Below are 13,724 nucleotides of genomic sequence, written 5' to 3' on the forward strand. Positions count from 1 at the left end.
GGGCCGGTGGACGCACGCGTACCCGTCATGGAGTCGCGTGTCCCGCTGCCCTCCGCCAGGCCCCGTGCCGAGCGAGGGAGAGCCCCAAGTGACCATCGCGCCAGCCGACCCGGTTTCAGTTTCCGCCCAGCAGGCCCCGGTGGAAGCGGAGTCCGCGCAGCGGGCCCAGGCGGAGACGGACGGTCCCGGTACCACGCTGCTGCGTACCCTGACCGACTTCACCGCCGACCTCCCCGGCGCCGACCCCGGCCGGGTCGCCGCCGCGGCACTGCGCGGCCGGTCCGCCCACGCGGACGACGCGGAGCTGCGCGAGCTGGCCATCGAGGCGGCCGCGGGACTCATCTCCGAGGACCCCGTGTACTCACGGCTGGCCGCCCGGCTGCTGACGGTCGGCATCGCCGGGGAAGCCGCCTCCCAGGGCGTCACGACGTTCTCCGAATCCATCACCACGGGCCTGCGCGAGGGTCTGATCGCCGACCGCACGGCCGACTTCGTCGCCCGGCACGAGGCCCGTCTCGACGCGCTGATCGACACCGCGGGCGACGACCGCTTCGGCTACTTCGGGCTGCGCACCCTGCACAGCCGCTACCTGCTCCGGCACCCGATCACCCGCAAGGTCATCGAGACCCCCCAGCACTTCATGCTCCGGGTGGCGTGCGGCCTCGCCGAGGACGACACGGAGCGGTCGGTGGGCGAAGTGGCCGCGCTCTACGGCCTGATGAGCCGCCTGGACTACCTCCCCTCCTCCCCCACGCTCTTCAACTCCGGTACGCGGCACCCGCAGATGTCGTCCTGCTATCTCCTGGACTCCCCGCTGGACGAGCTGGACTCCATCTACGACCGCTACCACCAGGTCGCGCGGCTGTCGAAGCACGCGGGCGGCATCGGTCTGTCGTACTCCCGCGTCCGCTCCCGCGGTTCGCTGATCCGCGGGACGAACGGGCACTCCAACGGCATCGTCCCGTTCCTGAAGACCCTCGACGCCTCGGTGGCCGCGGTGAACCAGGGCGGCCGGCGCAAGGGCGCCGCCGCGGTCTACCTGGAGACCTGGCACTCCGACATCGAGGAGTTCCTGGAGCTGCGGGACAACACCGGCGAGGACGCCCGCCGGACGCACAACCTGAACCTCGCGCACTGGATCCCGGACGAGTTCATGCGCCGGGTCGACGCCGACGCGCCGTGGTCCCTCTTCTCCCCCTCCGACGTGCCCGGACTGGTCGACCTGTGGGGCGCCGAGTTCGACGCGGCGTACCGCGCCGCCGAGGCGCAGGGCCTGGCGAAGAAGACCATCCCGGCCCGCGACCTCTACGGCCGCATGATGCGCACCCTGGCGCAGACCGGCAACGGCTGGATGACCTTCAAGGACGCCGCCAACCGCACGGCCAACCAGACGGCGGAGCCCGGCCACACCGTGCACTCCTCGAACCTGTGCACCGAGATCCTGGAGGTCACGGACGACGGGGAGACGGCCGTCTGCAACCTCGGCTCGGTCAACCTCGGCGCGTTCGTCGACACGGCCACCGGCGACCTGGACTGGGAACGCCTGGACGAGACGGTCCGCACCGCCGTCACCTTCCTCGACCGTGTCGTCGACATCAACTTCTACCCGACCGAGCAGGCGGGCCGCTCGAACGCCAAGTGGCGGCCGGTCGGTCTCGGCGCGATGGGCCTGCAGGACGTCTTCTTCAAGCTGCGTCTGCCCTTCGACTCGCCCGCCGCCCGCGCGCTCTCCACCCGTATCGCCGAGCGCGTCATGCTCGCCGCCTACGAGGCCTCCGCCGACCTCGCCGAGCGCAACGGCCCGCTCCCGGCCTGGGAGAAGACCCGTACCGCCCGCGGGGTGCTGCACCCCGACCACTTCGACGTCGAGCTGAACTGGCCGGAGCGCTGGGCGGCGCTGCGCGAGCGGATCGCCGCGGTCGGCATGCGCAACTCGCTCCTGCTGGCCATCGCGCCCACCGCGACGATCGCGTCCATCGCCGGCGTGTACGAGTGCATCGAGCCGCAGGTCTCGAACCTCTTCAAGCGCGAGACGCTGTCCGGTGAGTTCCTCCAGGTCAACTCCTACCTGGTGGCGGAGCTGAAGAAGCTCGGGGTGTGGGACGCGCAGACCCGGGAGGCGCTGCGCGAGTCCAACGGCTCGGTACAGGGCTTCACCTGGGTGCCGCAGGACGTCCGCGACCTGTACCGCACGGCGTGGGAGATCCCGCAGCGCGGTCTCATCGACATGGCCGCGGCCCGGACGCCGTTCCTGGACCAGGCCCAGTCGCTGAACCTCTTCCTGGAGACGCCGACCATCGGCAAGCTCTCCTCGATGTACGCGTACGCCTGGAAGTCGGGCCTCAAGACGACGTACTACCTGCGCTCGCGTCCCGCGACCCGCATCGCCCGTGCCGCCCAGGCACAGGCGCAGCCGCAGGCGCGGCCCGAGACGGCCATCCCCCTCCAGCAGGCCGACGACGTCGACGCCGTCGCCTGCTCCCTTGAGAACCCCGAGTCCTGCGAGGCCTGCCAGTGATGTCCACCCCGAACGGCGAGAAGAACCTGCTCGACCCGGGCTTCGAACTCACCCTCCGTCCCATGCGCTACCCGGACTTCTACGAGCGCTACCGGGACGCGATCAAGAACACCTGGACCGTCGAGGAGGTCGACCTCCACTCGGACGTCGCCGACCTGGCGAAGCTGTCCGAGGGCGAGCAGCACATGATCGGCCGGCTGGTCGCGTTCTTCGCGACGGGCGACTCGATCGTGGCGAACAATCTCGTCCTGACGCTGTACAAGCACATCAACTCGCCCGAGGCGCGCCTGTATCTCTCGCGCCAGCTGTTCGAGGAGGCCGTGCACGTCCAGTTCTATCTGACCCTGCTGGACACCTATCTGCCCGATCCGGAGGACAGGACGGCGGCCTTCGCGGCCGTCGAGAACATCCCCTCCATCCGGGAGAAGGCCGAGTTCTGCTTCAAGTGGATGGACTCGGTGGAGAAGCTGGACCGCCTGGAGACCAAGGCCGACCGGCGCCGCTTCCTGCTGAACCTGATCTGCTTCGCCGCGTGCATCGAGGGCCTCTTCTTCTACGGCGCCTTCGCCTACGTGTACTGGTTCCGCAGCCGGGGTCTGCTGCACGGTCTGGCGACGGGCACCAACTGGGTGTTCCGCGACGAGACGATGCACATGTCCTTCGCCTTCGAGGTGGTCGACACCGTCCGCAAGGAGGAGCCCGACCTCTTCGACGACCGGCTCCAGCAGGAGGTCACCGACATGCTGCGGGAAGCCGTGGAGGCCGAGCTGCAGTTCGGGCGCGATCTGTGCGGTGACGGACTGCCGGGCATGAACACCGAGTCGATGCGCCAGTACCTGGAGTGCGTCGCCGACCAGCGTCTCCAGCGGCTCGGCTTCGCGCCGGTCTACGGCTCCGAGAACCCCTTCTCGTTCATGGAGCTGCAGGGCGTCCAGGAACTGACCAACTTCTTCGAGCGGCGCCCCTCGGCGTACCAGGTCGCCGTGGAGGGCTCGGTCGGCTTCGACGAGGAGTTCTGACCCTCCCCGACGGTTCCCCGGGTGACGAGGCCGGGCCGCGCACGCGGCCCGGCTTCGTCACGTCCGCCCCCAGCCACGCCAATCCCCTTTCCAATCCCCGCCTATGGAGCGGCAAAGTTCTTCGGGCGTGACTGTTCGTGCGCCGTCCGCCCCGGTTACGTTCTGGCCGTCCCGCCCCGCCACGCACCGTGGCGTCCCAGGACGATCAATGTGTCATGCCCACGACAAGGCGATGCGTTCACCGCGCTACGCGCGTCACGGGCCGCACCTCAGCACAGCGCCGAGAACCCCACTCCCGGCTGTGGAACCGCGTACGGCCCCACCCGGGCCCGCGCGGCACCGGCCTCAAACCGATGGAGGCAGCACTCCCATGAGTGAGACACGCTCCAGCAGACCCACCAGGCGGCTGCGAAGACTCCTGTCCGTCGCGGTCCCCGCCCTCGCCCTCACCGTCGCCGGTCTCATGGCGGCCCCGTCCGCCGGCGCCCGGACCGCGCCCGCCACCGGGCACATCTCCCGCGTCACCCAGAACGCGCGGGCCCTGACCGCCCCGGCCGCCCAGGCCGTCCACCCGACGGGCCGGGCCGGACAGAAGGTGCCGACCACCCGTCTCTGCGGCACCCCGACGCCCGGTCACGCGGCCTGCTTCGCCCAGCGCCGCACCGACATCGAGCAGAAGCTCGCCGCCGCGGTCTCCGCCGACGCCGCCGCGGTGTCCGGTCTCAGCCCGGCCAACCTGCACAGCGCCTACAACCTGCCCTCCACCGGCGGTTCGGGCCTGACCGTCGCCGTGGTCGACGCCTACAACGACCCCAACGCCGAGTCGGACCTCGCCACCTACCGCTCGCAGTTCGGGCTGTCGGCCTGCACCAAGGCGAACGGCTGCTTCAAGCAGGTGAGCCAGACCGGTTCGACCACCTCGCTGCCGACGAACGACAGCGGCTGGGCGGGCGAGGAAGCGCTCGACATCGACATGGTCAGCGCCGTCTGCCCGAACTGCAACATCATCCTGGTGGAGGCCACCTCACCCTCCGACGCCAACCTCGGCACCGCCGAGAACGAGGCCGTCGCCCTCGGCGCGAAGTTCGTCTCCAACAGCTGGGGCGGCGCCGAGTCCTCCTCCCAGACCGGCGAGGACACCTCGTACTTCAAGCACCCCGGCGTCGCCATCACCGTCTCCTCCGGTGACGAGGCCTACGGAGCGGAGTACCCGGCGACCTCCCAGTACGTGACCGCCGTCGGCGGCACCGCGCTCTCCGCGTCCTCCGGCACCCGCGGCTGGACCGAGTCCGTGTGGAAGACCAGCAGCACCGAGGGGACCGGCTCCGGCTGCTCCGCCTACGACCCCAAGCCGTCCTGGCAGACCGACACCGGCTGCTCCCGGCGCATGGAGGCCGACGTCTCCGCGGTCGCCGACCCCGCCACCGGCGTGGCCGTCTACGACACCTACGGCGGCTCCGGCTGGGCGGTCTACGGCGGCACCAGCGCGTCGGCGCCGATCATCGCGGGCGTGTACGCGCTGGCCGGCACCCCGGGCAGCGGCGACTACCCGGCGAAGTACCCCTACGCCCACACCTCCAGCCTCTACGACGTGACCAGCGGCAACAACGGCTCGTGCAGCACCTCGTACTTCTGCACCGCGACCACCGGATACGACGGACCGACCGGCTGGGGCACCCCCCACGGCACCGCCGCCTTCACCTCCGGCACCAGCACCGGCAACACCGTGACGGTCACGAGCCCCGGCAGCCAGTCCACCGCCACCGGAGCCTCGGTCAGCCTGCAGATCGCGGCGAGCGACAGCGCGGGCGCGGCCCTCACCTACAGCGCGAGCGGACTGCCGACCGGCCTGTCGATCAACAGCTCCACCGGCGCGATCACCGGCACCGCGAGCACCGCCGGCACCTACAGCACCACGGTCACCGCCACCGACAGCACGGGCGCCTCCGGCTCGGCCACCTTCACCTGGACGGTGTCCTCGGGCGGCGGTGGCACCTGCTCCTCGGCGCAGCTGCTCGGCAACCCGGGCTTCGAGTCGGGCAACACCACCTGGACCGCCTCCACCGGTGTCATCACCACCGACAGCGGTGAAGCCGCCCACGGCGGCTCCTACAAGGCCTGGCTCGACGGCTACGGCGCCACCCACACCGACACGCTCTCCCAGTCCGTGACCATCCCCGCCGGCTGCAAGGCCAGCCTCACCTTCTACCTCCACATCGACACCGCGGAGACCACCACCAGCACCGCCTACGACAAGCTCACCGTCACCGCCGGATCCACCACCCTCGCCACCTACTCCAACCTCAACAAGGCCACCGGATACACCCAGAAGACCTTCGACCTCTCCTCCTTCGCCGGCACCACCGTCACCCTCAAGTTCAACGGCGTCGAGGACTCCTCCCTCCAGACCAGCTTCGTCCTCGACGACACCGCCCTCACCACCAGCTGACCGAACGGACCCCGGCCGCCCTCGCGGCCGGGGTCCCGCCCGGGTGGGGATCCTGATACGCGGGTGACACGTCCAAGCGCCAAGGAGGTCACCCCATGCGCCCTACGCACCCGCACCCGGTCCTCGCCCTCGCCGCCCTGACGCTGCTGCTCGCGGCCTGCGGCACCCAGGGCGGAGGCGACGCGGGAGGCAGCGGCACCGTGTCGCCGTCCCCCACGAAGCACTCCCAGGACTGCGGCACAGCGCCCGCGGAGCTCGGCACCGCCGACACCGGCCGTACGTACTGCCTGAGGACGGGCGGGACGCTCCGCCTCTCCCTGGACGGCACCGCCGCCCGGCCCTGGACACCCGTCAAGGCCGAGGGCGCCTCCCTGGAGGCCACGAACAGCGGGATCGTCCTGCGGCCGGGGGACGCCTCCGCCGCCTTCCGCGCGGTCTCGGCGGGCACCGTACGCCTCACCTCCTCCCGTCCCCTCTGCGCGACCCAGCCGCACCGGATGTCGTGCAAGGGCTTGCAGGAGTGGACGGTCACCGTGCGAGTGACGCGGCCCTGATCCGGCGGTCCACGCGCCACTCGTGCACGATCCCGATCAGCGACGGGAGCGCCACCACGGCGAGGACGGCGAGGACGAGCAGCATTCCGACGAGGTTCTCCATGAATGAGTTCATGGACAGTACTGTCGCGCCGATCGCTCCTTACCGTCAGTGGCAGCACTGCCGCACACCCTCGAATTCCTGCCAACTCTCCGGCACACTGGACGGCATGCTGAAGAACGTGGCGGCGGTGCTGCTCGACGGCGTGCATCCCTTCGAACTCGGTGTGGTCTGCGAGGTGTTCGGCATCGACCGCAGCGACGACGGGCTGCCCGTGTACGACTTCGCGGTCGCCTCCGCCGAGGGCTCGACGCTGACCACGCACGCGGGGTTCACCCTGCGCACGGAACACGGTCTGGACCGGCTGGAGTCGGCCGACCTGATCGCCCTGCCCGCCGGCGACGCCTACGCCTCCCGCGCCTACCCGCCCGACCTGCTCGCCGCGCTGCGCCGTGCGGTCGACCGCGGCGCCCGGGTGCTCAGCGTCTGCTCCGGCGTCTTCGTGCTCGGCGCGGCCGGACTCCTCGACGGGCGCCGGTGCGCCGTGCACTGGCACCACGCGGACGAACTCGCCCGGCAGTACCCGCGCACGACCGTCGAACCGGACGTGCTCTACGTGGACGCGGACCCGGTGATCACCTCGGCCGGCACCGCGGCGGGCATCGACGCCTGTCTCCACATCGTCCGCAAGGAGCAGGGCCCGGAGGTGGCCAACGCCATCGCCCGGCGCATGGTGGTGCCCCCGCACCGGGACGGCGGCCAGGCCCAGTACATCGAACGCCCGCTGCCCCGCTCCACCTGCGACACGGTCGGCGAGGTGCTGGTGTGGATGGAGCGCCACCTCGACGAGGAGGTCACCGTCGAGCAGCTCGCGGCCCGCGCCCACATGTCCCCGCGCACCTTCGCACGCCGCTTCCAGCAGGAGACCGGCACCACGCCGTACCGCTGGATTCTGCGGCAACGGGTGCTGCTGGCCCAGGAGTTGCTGGAAGCGACGGACGAGACGATGGACGCGATCGCGGGCCGCGCCGGGTTCGGCACCGCGGCCGCGCTGCGCCACCAGTTCGTACGGAGTCTGGGGACGACCCCGCAGGCGTACCGGCGCACGTTCAGGGTCCCGCGGATCGCCTGACCGCGCGCCGGTACGCGTGACGGCCGGTACGGACACCGGCCGCCACACACGTCGGCCCTCACGCACGCCGGCCGTCACGCACGGTCAGCGCGGCACGGCCCTCAGCAGCAGCCGGTGCGGTCGCAGCGTGATGCCGACGCGGGTCGTGTCGTTCGACTCCGGCACCTTCTCCAGGCGCCACCGCGACGCGACCGTCGCCGTGATCAGGCTGAGCTGCGCCATCGAGAAGTGGTCGCTCGGACACTTCCGGTTGCCCACGCTGAAGGGGCTCATGGCGTACTTCGGCACCTCCCCGGCGCGTTCCGGAAGCCAGCGGTCGGGGTCGAAATCCAGGTGCCGGCCGTACGACCGCGGATCGCGCTGGATCGCGTACGGGCTGTAGACGATGTCGGCACCGGCCGGAATCCGATAGCCCCCGAGCTCCGTTTCGGTCACCGCGCGCCGCGTCAGAATCCATACCGCGGGACGCAGCCGCATCGCTTCCACGACGACATTGTTCGTGTGCGACAGCTTCCGGACGTCGTCGAATGCGACCGGCCGCCCCCCGGCGACGGATTCCACCTCCTCGGCCACCCGGGCGGCGTGTTCCGGGTGTTCCACGAGAACCTGCAGCAGCCACATGATCGTGGATGCGACGGTTTCGCTGCCGGGGGTGAGTATCGCGACGACTTGGTCGTGGATCTCCTGTTCCCCGATCGGCTCGCCGTTCTCGTCCTTCGCTTCCAGCAAGGCCGTCAGCAAATCGTCCGGCTTTTGACCAGATGCGCGGCGTTCGGCGATGATCTCGTCGACCAGGACATGCAAATCGGCCAATGCGCGGTCGAATTTGCGGTTGGCCGGAAGCGGCAACCGATAGAGCGGGCCGGCCGGGATCACCATCCGCCGGTACATGCCGCGGAAGACGGTGGCGAGCGCGACGCTGAGGCGCTCGGCGCGCTCGTCCATGTACTCGCCGCGCAGCAGACAGCGGGCCGCGATGCGCACGGCGACCCGGAACGACTCCGAGGTGCAGTCGACGGGCTCCCCCGACGCCATGCGCTCGGCGAGGGCCCGGGCCTCCTCCTCCATGACCGGCCCGTACGCGGGGATGATGTCGAGCCGGAACGCGGGCTGGATGGTCCGCCGCTGACGGCGGTGCCGGGGCCCGTTGGCGGTGGCCACCCCCTCCTTGCCGAGCAGGCCCTCCAGGGACTCCCAGAGCGGTCCGTCGATCTTGAAGTCGGGGCTCAGCGCCATCGCGCCGGTGAGGGCGGGCGAGGTGAGCGCGTACACCGTCTTGGGGCCCAGCCGGAGCCGCACCACCTCGCCGTGCTCACGGAGCCGGGCGAAGAGGCCCAGCGGGTCGCGGACCAGCTGCCAGCCGTGGCCGAGGACGGGGACACCGCCTCCGGCGAGGGGCGGGGCGGGCAGCTCCGGCGCCTCGGGGTGCGCGGGCTTCACGGACTCGACGGTCATGACTCACCTGCCGCTTCGTTGTTGACGTACGGGGGTGTGGACCGGTCGTCCCAGCTGTCGACGGTGTACCGGCCGGATTCGTGGTGGAACCAGTAGACGGCGCTGAACCAGTTCCTCATGTTGCCGAGGCAGGACTTCACCGCGACGCTCAGTTCTTTTCCGCGTACGGAGCCGTCCGCGAGCATGTCGGCGAACTCGTCGAGTTCCGCCTCCGCCTCCAGGAATTCTGCGATGCATTCCTCGACCCGCTGCCGAATGTCCGTGACGGCGCCCTCCAGAGTCATCCCCTCGTGCTGAATGAGACTGATTCCGAGATTGTGCACCTCGTCGCCCGCTATTTCTTTCGGCAGCGAACAGAGGTCGTTGTACCACGCGGCGAATTCCTGACTCAGCAGGGCCGCCCGCCGATATACGGAGCTGTTCCGCACGGCGGCGGGGAGTTCACAGCCCGCGCTCGGCTCCAGGAGATCGGTCCAGATCCAGTGGGCGAAGGTGAGCCGACGGAGTTCGAGATACTCCTCGACCGTGGGTACGGTCTTCGAGACACGGTTCTGGAACTCCCGGTCGTACGCCTCGATCACCGCGTGGAAGTGCCGCGCGAAGCGCGCGTTCCACTTCTCGCCCAGGAACGAGTACAGCCGCACCACACTGTCCGCGAACCCCGCGACCAGGGGGTCCGGGTGGTGCAGGTGTTCCCTGGGGGAGTCGAGCGCCTCGTGGAGTTGGAACCTGAGCCTCCGCCAGGCCGCCGGCCGGCCGTGGACGACGTCCCGGTCGTGCCGGTCGTCCCAGACGAAGAACCACGCGCTGTAGTCCGCTATCGCCTGCATGACCTCGTCGGGCGCCCCCATGTAGTAGCCCGCCATCAAGTCCGTATAGCAAAGGCCGTCGGCATATTCGTCGACCTTGTCGGCGGGCATGAGACGTTTTTCCCGGAGCCACGAACGCGTGTTCTCCTGGAGCCTGGGCCAATACGGGTGCAGTTGACGGGGAAACCCGGCCTCGATCACCGGGAGTGAGAGCGCCGGTGGAACCGCGATCACGGTCGGTGTCGATGAAGTGCCGTGTGAGAAAGCATGCACGAACAAACCCCTCTCAGCCGCCAGTTGACGCGCGCCCCTCTCGTCGTGCCGGGCGTGCGCCGTTGCGTATCCCCGCACTTCCCATTCAGCACCACAACTGACTGTTCTGGGAATGCATTTGCTCCGCCCACTGGCGGAGAGTGCCGAGAATCCACCCTTGTATGACTGAATATGGATCATTAGAGGAGCGAAGGGGATCGAACGTGCGACGCACATACGAACGGCGCCTGGTCGGAAGGTCCCTGACCAGGCGCCGTTCGCGCGGGGCCCACGAAAGATCGCGAACCCCTTCTGTCGTTCTCCGTCTCAGCCGTTCACGGCCGTGGCTCAGTCGTTCGCGACGACCGGGTAGCGGGGCTCGTTCTCGGACATCTGGCGCAGCGCGTCCTTGCGGTCGCGCTTGGAGAGCCGGTCGATGTAGAGGTAGCCGTACAGGTGGTCGGTCTCGTGCTGGAGGCAGCGCGCGAAGTAGCCCGTGCCCCGCACCTTGACCGGGTTGCCCTTCTCGTCCTGTCCGGTGACCTCGGCGTAGTCCGGGCGGGCGAGCGGCGCGTAGGCGGTCGGCACGGAGAGGCAGCCCTCGTTGCTCTCGTCCAACTGGCGCCGCTCGGCGGGCAGGTCGACGAGGACCGGGTTGCAGACGACACCGACGTGCCGCGTGCCCTCGTCGTCCTGGCAGTCGTAGACGAAGACCTTCAGGTCCACGCCGATCTGGTTGGCGGCCAGGCCCACGCCCTCGGCGGTGCGCTGGCTCGCGAACATGTCGTCGACCAGCCGGCCGAGTTCGTCGCCGAACTCCGTGACGTCCGCGCACTCCTTGTGGAGCACCGGGTTGCCGACAACCGTGATCGGCCGCGAGGTCCCGCGCTCGCGGTAGGCCGACTCACGCTCCTCGCACTCCTCGGTGTCGATGACGAAACCCTCGTCGTCCACGGGGAGCACGCCCGCGTGCTGCTGTTCGGTGTCCTGCTGCGCCATGACCGACGTACGCCTTCCTGGAATCCATGAGAGTGCTGCGGGCATACAGCCTACGGGGCCCGGCGCACCCGTCGGCAGCCGTCCGCGTCCGGCGCCACCCGGCTAACAGACCTCTTCGAGGTCCCGCCAGTCCCGGGAGTCGGGGCTGTCGGCGACCCAGCCGTCGAGCAGACCGCGCACCAGCGAGGCCGGCGCCGCGAGCCCGCACTCCCGCTCGGGCACCCACAGCTGCCCGTCCGTGCGGTGACCGAGCGGGCCCGGATGCCCCGGCTCGCTGTGGTCGTGCGGGTCGAGGTGCTCGCCGTCGCCCTCGTCGGAGGGCATCCGGGACTCGGAACACATCCGGCACAGCAGCCGTACGGAGGAGGACCAGTCCTCGGCGGCGAATCCGGCGTCGGCCGCGAGCTGCTCCAGCGCGTCCCGGTCCTCCTCCGTGGCCGCCTCCAGCAGGACGACCCAGGTCGGCACCGGGGACGGCGCCCACAGCTCGATCTCGTCGAAGACGGGGTAGGCGTGCCCGGCGGCGGTGGTCCGCTCGCCGTGCGGCACCCCGTCGTGCAGGACGACCTCGCCCCAGCGCCGCCCGGAGGACGGAAGCGGAATGGACAGCACCTCGATCCGCGCCGGATCGAGCCTGCGGCCCCACACGACCTCGGCCTCGCCCTCCGGCGACAGCCGCACGGCCGCGCTGCCGAGGTCCATGCCCGCCGGCTCCCCGGAGACGGCGGCTCCGCCGGGCACCCGCAGCCCGTAGGCCTGCCAGGCGCGGCGGGCCAGCGGCCAGTCCTGCAGGGCGGTGGCGGCGATGCCGACGTTCCACCAGTCGGGGGCGCCCGCCTCCCGGTCCAGCAGCGCGACGGCGCGCAGCCCGGCCGCTCTGGCCTGCTCCCAGTCGTGCCGGAACTTGTGCAGCAGGGCCAGGTTGAACCAGGACTCGGACAGCCACGGCTCCAGGTCCGCGGCGCGTGTCAGCAGCGCTCCCGCGTCCTCGTACCGGCCGTCACCGATCAGCGTGAACGCGCGGTCGGTGGCCTGCCGCCATGAGGCGGAGGGCCGGTGTCGTCCCTTGCCGAAGATCCTCACGATTCCCGCCTGCCAGTTCCTTGCGATTCCCGCCTGCCGGTCGCTCGAAGAGTCTCTGGAGGACAGCGCGGCCACGGGCCGTCCCGTGCCCCCGAACACCCTCTTCCTCGCATCCAACCACGTACCGTCGGACGGCCGCTCATTACCCATGGGTTACCCAGCCTGGGGCAGGGTAAGGCTGCCCCGCAACAGGACCCTGGCCAGCGACTCCACGACCTCGGGCTGATGATCGCGGGCCGTGGCCAGCCGCAGTTTCTCCAGGGCGGTCAGGGGCCCTCCGGGTCCCGCTTCCCTGGCCAGCTCCTCGTACGCGTTCACCGTCCGTACGATCCGGGCGCTCACCGGCTGCTCCCGGTAGGGGTCCGCCTGCCGCTCCACCACCACCGCGACCTCGGCGTCCACCCCGGTCTGGCGGACGACCGCGCCGCCGAGCAGGGCGATACGCCGCTGCTCCTCGGCGGGGAGCACGGAGGTGGCACCGGCCGGGACCGGATCGACGAGGCTGAGCTGTCCGATGTCGTGCATCAGGGCCGCGTACTCCAGAACGGTCAGGTGGGGCTCGCAGAGGCCCAGCTCGCGCCCGACGGCGCGGCTGAGCGCCGCCACTCTGCGGGCGTGCCCCGCGGGGGTGCAGCCGGCGATCTCGGTGGCGCGCGCGAGGGAGGCGATGGTCTGCCGGTAGGTGACCCGTACGGCCGCGTACCGCCGGAAGGACAGCTGGGTCAGGAGCAGCGGCAGCGAGAACACCGGCAGCGCCCACAGCCCGACCACCGCCACGGCGAGCGACATCACCGCCCCGGTCGCGCAGACCGCGGAGCCGATGCCGAGCGTGGCCCGCAGCTCCTCCCGCAGCAGCGGTCCGAAGGGCCAGCGGGTCCGGGCGTGCGCGGTCGCGGCCGCGAGCACCGCGTCGCACAGCGCGGTCAGCACCAGCAGGGCGACCAGCAGCAGCGCGTAAGAGGGACCGTCCCACCCCATCAACCTCCCCCGGTCGTAGAGAGGTTGGAAGCAGACGACGGCGAAGGCGACGGTCAGCACGCGCCGGGTGAGGTGGTCGAGCACCTGGCCGCCGCGGGCCACGTGCGGCACGCAGCCCAGCAGCGCGGCGGCCCCCACGACGGCCACGACCTGGAGCGCGCCGTGATGCCCGGGGTGTCCCGCCTGCTCGCCGAGCAGCGCGTAGGACAGCGCGCCCGCGGCTCCGAGGGGAGCGGACTCCCGGTCCTCGGTGCCGCTCCAGCGGGCGAGTTCCCCCACGGCGACGAGGACACCGAAGGCGAGTGCCGTCCCGCGGGCATCGACACCGTTCCAGAGGGTGTGGGCCAGGGCGACGGCGCCGAGCAGGGCGGCACCGGTGCGGGCGCACGTACCGAAGACGTCGGGGCGCGGTGCGGCGGGGGTGCGGCGGGCGGAA

The 13,724-nt window shown here is 70.8% G+C and carries 11 protein-coding genes; 5 read left to right on the plus strand and 6 right to left on the minus strand.

Annotation, left to right across the window (positions count from 1 at the left end; genetic code table 11):
- Positions 1–88 precede the first annotated feature (88 nt).
- The 4 genes from OG776_RS16245 (at position 89) to OG776_RS16260 (ending at position 6,540) form a co-directional block, all read left to right on the plus strand.
- A complete protein-coding gene (locus OG776_RS16245) occupies positions 89–2,518 on the plus strand; it encodes a ribonucleoside-diphosphate reductase subunit alpha (RefSeq protein ID WP_410093203.1) in 2,430 nt (809 codons plus the stop codon).
- Positions 2,518–3,537 carry a ribonucleotide-diphosphate reductase subunit beta gene (locus tag OG776_RS16250; protein WP_148010387.1) on the plus strand — a complete coding sequence of 340 codons (1,020 nt, stop codon included), beginning with the start codon at positions 2,518–2,520 and terminating at the stop codon, positions 3,535–3,537. Before OG776_RS16245 ends, OG776_RS16250 begins: the two co-directional genes overlap by 1 nt.
- Positions 3,538–3,907: 370 nt before the next feature.
- Entirely contained in the window at positions 3,908–5,986 is a 2,079-nt protein-coding gene (locus OG776_RS16255) for a putative Ig domain-containing protein (RefSeq protein WP_329321325.1), read from the plus strand.
- Between the two features lie 95 nt (positions 5,987–6,081).
- On the plus strand, positions 6,082–6,540 hold the full coding sequence (locus OG776_RS16260; protein ID WP_329321327.1) for a hypothetical protein: 459 nt from the start codon (positions 6,082–6,084) through the stop codon (positions 6,538–6,540).
- On the opposite strand, the gene OG776_RS16265 is transcribed toward OG776_RS16260, so the two are convergent.
- Entirely contained in the window at positions 6,515–6,655 is a 141-nt protein-coding gene (locus OG776_RS16265) for a hypothetical protein (RefSeq protein ID WP_187285746.1), read from the minus strand. The two genes, OG776_RS16260 and OG776_RS16265, sit on opposite strands and share 26 nt — an antisense overlap.
- A 94-nt stretch (positions 6,656–6,749) precedes the next feature.
- Between OG776_RS16265 and OG776_RS16270 the strand changes: the two genes are divergently transcribed.
- Positions 6,750–7,712, plus strand: coding sequence for a GlxA family transcriptional regulator (locus tag OG776_RS16270; protein ID WP_148010386.1), 963 nt, complete (start codon positions 6,750–6,752; stop codon positions 7,710–7,712).
- 84 nt (positions 7,713–7,796) lie between these two features.
- Here OG776_RS16270 and OG776_RS16275 read toward each other — a convergent pair whose 3' ends face one another.
- The 5 genes from OG776_RS16275 to OG776_RS16295 form a co-directional block, all read right to left on the minus strand.
- Positions 7,797–9,167, minus strand: coding sequence for a bifunctional albaflavenone monooxygenase/terpene synthase (locus OG776_RS16275; protein WP_148010385.1), 1,371 nt, complete (start codon positions 9,165–9,167; stop codon positions 7,797–7,799).
- Positions 9,164–10,249, minus strand: a complete 1,086-nt coding sequence (cyc1, locus tag OG776_RS16280; protein ID WP_148010384.1) for an epi-isozizaene synthase — start codon at positions 10,247–10,249, stop codon at positions 9,164–9,166. Before cyc1 ends, OG776_RS16275 begins: the two co-directional genes overlap by 4 nt.
- Before the next feature lie 327 nt (positions 10,250–10,576).
- Positions 10,577–11,227: a peptide deformylase gene (gene def, locus OG776_RS16285; RefSeq protein WP_148010383.1), complete on the minus strand. Its 651-nt coding sequence runs from the start codon at positions 11,225–11,227 to the stop codon at positions 10,577–10,579.
- Between the two features lie 102 nt (positions 11,228–11,329).
- Positions 11,330–12,310 carry a tetratricopeptide repeat protein gene (locus OG776_RS16290; RefSeq protein ID WP_148010382.1) on the minus strand — a complete coding sequence of 327 codons (981 nt, stop codon included), beginning with the start codon at positions 12,308–12,310 and terminating at the stop codon, positions 11,330–11,332.
- Positions 12,311–12,463: 153 nt separating this feature from the next.
- Complete coding sequence (locus tag OG776_RS16295; protein ID WP_148011043.1) at positions 12,464–13,654, minus strand: HD domain-containing protein; 1,191 nt, start codon at positions 13,652–13,654, stop codon at positions 12,464–12,466.
- Positions 13,655–13,724 lie beyond the last annotated feature (70 nt).

The sequence above is a fragment of the Streptomyces sp. NBC_01689 genome (assembly GCF_036250675.1).
In the GTDB taxonomy this organism is placed as follows: domain Bacteria; phylum Actinomycetota; class Actinomycetes; order Streptomycetales; family Streptomycetaceae; genus Streptomyces.

Bases quoted from the DNA above. Each gene is read 5' to 3' on its own strand.
- OG776_RS16250 (WP_148010387.1), top strand. From the start codon at position 2,518: ATGTCCACCCCGAACGGCGAGAAGAACCTGCTCGACCCGGGCTTCGAA.
- OG776_RS16255 (WP_329321325.1), top strand. From the start codon at position 3,908: ATGAGTGAGACACGCTCCAGCAGACCCACCAGGCGGCTGCGAAGACTC.
- OG776_RS16260 (WP_329321327.1), top strand. From the start codon at position 6,082: ATGCGCCCTACGCACCCGCACCCGGTCCTCGCCCTCGCCGCCCTGACG.
- OG776_RS16265 (WP_187285746.1), bottom strand. From the start codon at position 6,655: ATGAACTCATTCATGGAGAACCTCGTCGGAATGCTGCTCGTCCTCGCC.
- OG776_RS16270 (WP_148010386.1), top strand. From the start codon at position 6,750: ATGCTGAAGAACGTGGCGGCGGTGCTGCTCGACGGCGTGCATCCCTTC.
- OG776_RS16275 (WP_148010385.1), bottom strand. From the start codon at position 9,167: ATGACCGTCGAGTCCGTGAAGCCCGCGCACCCCGAGGCGCCGGAGCTG.
- def (WP_148010383.1), bottom strand. From the start codon at position 11,227: ATGGCGCAGCAGGACACCGAACAGCAGCACGCGGGCGTGCTCCCCGTG.